Source organism: Acutalibacter intestini (genome assembly GCF_034334985.1).
In the GTDB taxonomy this organism is placed as follows: domain Bacteria; phylum Bacillota; class Clostridia; order Oscillospirales; family Acutalibacteraceae; genus Acutalibacter; species Acutalibacter intestini.
In genome coordinates this window covers 1-4,418 of sequence record NZ_JAWXXL010000081.1, presented here as the reverse complement: position 1 = coordinate 4,418, position 4,418 = coordinate 1, and the positions used below count along the sequence as shown (strand labels likewise).

5 protein-coding genes are annotated in these 4,418 nt (G+C 46.5%); 2 read left to right on the top strand and 3 right to left on the bottom strand.

Annotated elements, in window-relative coordinates:
- Positions 1 to 701: 701 nt before the first annotated feature.
- Positions 702 to 1,205: a sigma factor-like helix-turn-helix DNA-binding protein gene (locus U8U68_RS21525; RefSeq protein ID WP_322204460.1), complete on the bottom strand. Its 504-nt coding sequence runs from the start codon at positions 1,203 to 1,205 to the stop codon at positions 702 to 704.
- 330 nt (positions 1,206 to 1,535) lie between these two features.
- On the opposite strand from U8U68_RS21525, the gene U8U68_RS21520 reads away from it, so the two are divergent.
- The gene (locus tag U8U68_RS21520; protein WP_322204459.1) at positions 1,536 to 1,937 is read left to right on the top strand and encodes a helix-turn-helix transcriptional regulator; all 402 of its coding nucleotides are present in this window, start codon (positions 1,536 to 1,538) and stop codon (positions 1,935 to 1,937) included.
- Positions 1,938 to 1,947: 10 nt separating this feature from the next.
- On the opposite strand, the gene U8U68_RS21515 is transcribed toward U8U68_RS21520, so the two are convergent.
- Together U8U68_RS21515 and U8U68_RS21510 are read right to left on the bottom strand one after the other, a co-directional pair.
- Positions 1,948 to 2,115 (bottom strand): cysteine-rich KTR domain-containing protein, encoded by a 168-nt coding sequence (locus tag U8U68_RS21515; protein ID WP_322204457.1) that lies wholly within the window; start codon positions 2,113 to 2,115, stop codon positions 1,948 to 1,950.
- Between the two features lie 88 nt (positions 2,116 to 2,203).
- Complete coding sequence (locus U8U68_RS21510; protein WP_322204455.1) at positions 2,204 to 3,562, bottom strand: MATE family efflux transporter; 1,359 nt, start codon at positions 3,560 to 3,562, stop codon at positions 2,204 to 2,206.
- 197 nt (positions 3,563 to 3,759) lie between these two features.
- Between U8U68_RS21510 and U8U68_RS21505 the strand changes: the two genes are divergently transcribed.
- Positions 3,760 to 4,293, top strand: a complete 534-nt coding sequence (locus tag U8U68_RS21505; protein WP_322204453.1) for a PadR family transcriptional regulator — start codon at positions 3,760 to 3,762, stop codon at positions 4,291 to 4,293.
- Positions 4,294 to 4,418 lie beyond the last annotated feature (125 nt).

Here is a 4,418-nt window from a genome sequence, read left to right as displayed (position 1 = left end):
AGAGTGCAACTGGTCAGCGGATTTGCTGGACACCCGGCAGTAGGCTGCAAGCCGGATTATCTCAGGCTTTTGCGGTTCCCGGCTGATGTCGGTTACAGTCATTTGCACCATTCCTTTCTTTGATTTTTGCCTTTTGGCACCACCAACAATACCACAAGAGTTCAGATACATCCAGCGCAAAACGCTAGAGTTTTCATTTCAGACATATCTTTTTGCTCCATCCTGCAACGCTGATCTGACAAATTAAACTTTTGTATAATGAAGTGGCCGCCCAAAACGGACGGCCACGTTATCCTATCAATCGTTTTGCTCATCCATATTTGTTCTCAACATCCCTGGACAGGGAACACACCTCCCGGCCTATGCCTACGAGATGCTTTGCATCTCGGCCTCATTGGAATCTCACCACCCCCAGGATCTCTGGAGGGCGCCCTCCTTTGCTGCGACGGGCCACGCTCGGCTTTAGAACTGGACGCAAGTATCATTATCCCTTCTGCCGGTCATCGCCGTCGATGGATGTGCGTTCCATCGTCTGAGCCTGGAGGCCAACATTCTGGCGTCCGCTCATGTAGCTGCCGCTCCTCACGGCAGCAAAAGGAAAGTAAAAGGTGCGCTGAATATTCAATTTTCAAAGAGTAACAGAGGGCAGAAAAAAGCCCTCTCGTTTTCCATGCCGAAAAACGAAAGGGCTGACAACCAAATTATTTCAAATTTTTTGCTTTCCGTAGTTTTGCCAGAATCTGGACTTTGCGCCTGTGGATGGCATTCTGAGACACATGAAAGCGCTCCGCGACAGCCCGTTCACTAAGCCGTTGACCATAGATGAGATACAAAATTTTCTGCTCATCTTCAGACAACCTCTTGAACTCAAGCCGGAGATTGTCCAACATGATTTTCTTTTCTACGTCACCAGCCGTATCAGATGCCATGTCAACCAGAATATCCTCACCATTGAACTCATCCGTGGTGAGCATATCATAGGAAAAATCGCCGTTCTTTGCAGAGCGCTCGTCCAGATATTTCTGGCGGCGTTTGTCCTTGTAGAACGCTTTATAGTCACTCTCAGACACTTCCATCAACATACCGTGCAGGGGTATGAACCGCCTGCCTGCATAGCACGTCTTTTTCTGATTGAACTGAGCATAAGTGAGCTCCTCATACACTCCATCTTCTAAAACGAACACTTTCCTTGGTGGGTATTTCACCGTTGATTCCTCCAATCAATCTGTTTTGGGTTTGGCAAAACGATTGATTGGGGGGCTTCGGCATCTTGCGAAAACAAGATTATAGAGTTTAAAAGATTTATGTTTTTCTTCCTTTGATGAGGTGTATTGTAATACATCACCAAAGGCATACAGACTTATCTCAAAACATTGAAATACAGTTTAATCCGTTGTATGCTTCCAATAAGTCCAAGCAGAGTGCTCAAAGGGTTATTTCACTCCTGACAGGAATCTCAATACACTAAATTGAGGTACTTCCGTGAATTTTGTCGAAGCGGCGTGTATTGTACAATATTTCTGAGGTGAAGTAGAATGCCACAATATACACGCCCACTGGGTGATGCTGTGAAACGAGCCAGAGGTGAACTGGGAGTCACACAACGGCAGGTCGCTGAGGCTGCTGATGTGGATGTCCGAACCGTACTGAACATAGAGAACTACAAGGGAAATCCTAAATTGGAAGTTTTGTATCCTTTGATTCGTTCTCTGAAAATTGATTCACGGGAGGTGTTTTATCCTGAACTTCTGCGGGACAGCCCTGGCCTTCGCCGACTGCGATTCCTGGTAGAAGACTGCAGCGAAGAGGAGGCCGCTCTCTTTGGCTCCAATCATCGAGTCAATTATTGCTGCGATCCGGACAAATTCCGCTATCAAAATCCAGTAGAACAGAAAAGAGCCTGTACCCTCAGTAGAGGATGCAGGCTCTCCGTATAGTACGACTGGCTCATTTTTTAATTATCATTTTGAATTGTACAACATCTATCAGTGTTTCTTTTCTACATTTCGGACAGAATAGGGGGAAGTTGACAAGGACGGTGTCCTGGTACACTTTGTTGCGTGTCTTGCCTCCACATGAAGGACAGTGTATCCATCTTGATTTCTGTTGTTTCATCTGCAACTGTACATCCCCACTTTCTCTTTGCGCAGCTCTGCGACTGAGCGGCTGGCTTTTGCGCAGTTAGTTCTTATTGTGTCTATGTTTATATAGCCAGGGTGGACTTTGTCAATTCCCGGTGAAGACGTATTGCCATCAGCACCGTAATTATGGCAGAAGCGGCATCAGCAATAGGCTGTGCGTAAAGTATCCCATTCAGTCCACACAGTGCGGGTAGCAGTAGGATGACCGGCACAAAGCAGATTCCTTGTCTGCAAGCGCCAAGGAAAAATCCTGCAGTTCCTTTTCCCAAGGCAAGGAGAAGGGACGAGTACACAGTGTAGAACCCGAATAGAATGAAAGATATACCGTTTGCCCTTAAAGATTTTGCGCCTACAGATATCATTTCAGCATTACCGTCTGTGAAGGCTGAGATGATCTGCGTTGAAAAAATTGCCATGAACAGCCCGGTGATCACACAGAAGATTGTCGACCATATCGTGGATGTTCTGATGGCTTCCTTGAGCCGGTCAAACTTTTTTGCTCCGTAGCTGAACCCAGCAATAGGCTGGAACCCTTTTAAGAATCCAAACACCACTAATGTTCCCATAGAAGTTACCCTTGTAACGGCTCCCATTCCGGCGATGACCGCATCACCATAATTGCTGGCGGCCCGGTTGATAAGAGCGATGGATACACTGGTGAGGACTTGAAATGTGAGTGTTGGAACACCAATTTTCAAAATTTCCGACATCATCTGCTTTGTGGGAGCAAACTCTCTTATACTGAAAGTAAAGGCAGATTTCTTTCTGAACACATATGTCAAGTACACCAGTGTGGACACAAATTGGGATATTGCCGTGGCAATGGCTGCTCCAGCAACTCCCATGTCAAGAGCATAAATGAACACAGGATCAAGGCCGATGTTAAGGACTGCCCCTAAGAGAAGGGCGCACATAGTGGTTTTTGCAGCCCCTTCACTTGACACAATATTGTTCATCGTGACGTTGAATACATTGAAGATGGAGGAGAGCACATAAATCCTTGCATATGTTACCGCATAGGACATAATGGTTTCCGTTGCCCCTAACATGGTCAGAATCGGTTCCAAAAATATACTGGCGCCGACGATAAGGACAGCTCCAATAAGGACACTGCCATACAATGCGGTACTGGCAACTTTGTTGGCGGCCTCATTTTTCCCGCTTCCCAGCAGCCGGGATAGGTAGGAAGCCGCACCGTTGCCAAACATCAAGCCAAGTCCCACTACCACCTGCCCCAAGGGGAAAACAACGGAGATAGCTCCCATCTGGCTTTCACCCAACCCACCTACAAAGTAGGCATCTACCAGATTGTATAGGGCGTTGATGAGCATTCCGATCATGATAGGAATACCCAGGGCCAGGAGTGCTTGGGGGATAGGTGCGCTGCCTAGCAGTTCCATTTTCTTGTTGCGTTCGTTCATTCATTTACTCCTTTCGGGCAACTAGTGAATTTGATAGTGACAGAAATTAGAGTAGTTGCCGCAAAAGGGATTATACTACTTTTTAGAGTGGTTGTCAAGATAGTAATTGCAGAGAGAATCTTTTCTTGACATCCGCTCTAAAATAGAGTATCATAATAACATAACGATGAATCTGATTTACAGGAAGGCGGCAGGAAATGGCTACGATTGATCTGATTGTGTTGGGAATGCTGAAAAAAGGCCCGATGGGTGCGTATGATATTCAAAAGCTAGTGGAATATCGGAATATATCGAAGTGGGTGAAAATCAGCACCCAATCGATTTACAAAAAGGCTCTCCAGCTAGAGGAAAAAGGGCTTATAACTGCTGAAATCGTAAAAGAGGGGAAGATGCCGGAAAAGGCTGTTTACACGCTGACTGAAAAGGGTGAACGGGAGTTTGAGCGGCTGATGATGGACATTTCTGCGCAGCCGATTCGGCTGTTCCTGGATTTCAACGCTGTGATTGTGAATCTGGACAGTTTGCCGCCAGAAGCGCAGGCAGGCTGCATTTCTCAGATTGAAAAGAATATTAATGAACTTACTGAAAACTTGAAGGAAAACTACCACCAGAAAGAGGATGCGCCTGAAGTGCCGGAGACCGGAATGGCTGTGCTGCGGCAGCAGATGGTATTGGCTCAGGCGCTGGAGGGGTGGATCGCCGCGTTGAAGGAGCATTTTTCTTCTCTGTAGTGTACTTCTTAGAACCTGTTTAGTATCTAGCCAACCATCCGGTCCAGTGATAAAATAGAGGGGATGAGGGGGGAAGACAGGTGAGGAAAAGCTATCCAAGTGACATCAGTCGGAAACAATTTGAA

What these genes read in the sequence shown, in the direction of transcription:
- U8U68_RS21520 (WP_322204459.1), top strand. Translation starts at nt 1,536, where the DNA reads ATGCCACAATATACACGCCCACTGGGTGATGCTGTGAAACGAGCCAGA.
- U8U68_RS21515 (WP_322204457.1), bottom strand. Translation starts at nt 2,115, where the DNA reads ATGAAACAACAGAAATCAAGATGGATACACTGTCCTTCATGTGGAGGC.
- U8U68_RS21510 (WP_322204455.1), bottom strand. Translation starts at nt 3,562, where the DNA reads ATGAACGAACGCAACAAGAAAATGGAACTGCTAGGCAGCGCACCTATC.
- U8U68_RS21505 (WP_322204453.1), top strand. Translation starts at nt 3,760, where the DNA reads ATGGCTACGATTGATCTGATTGTGTTGGGAATGCTGAAAAAAGGCCCG.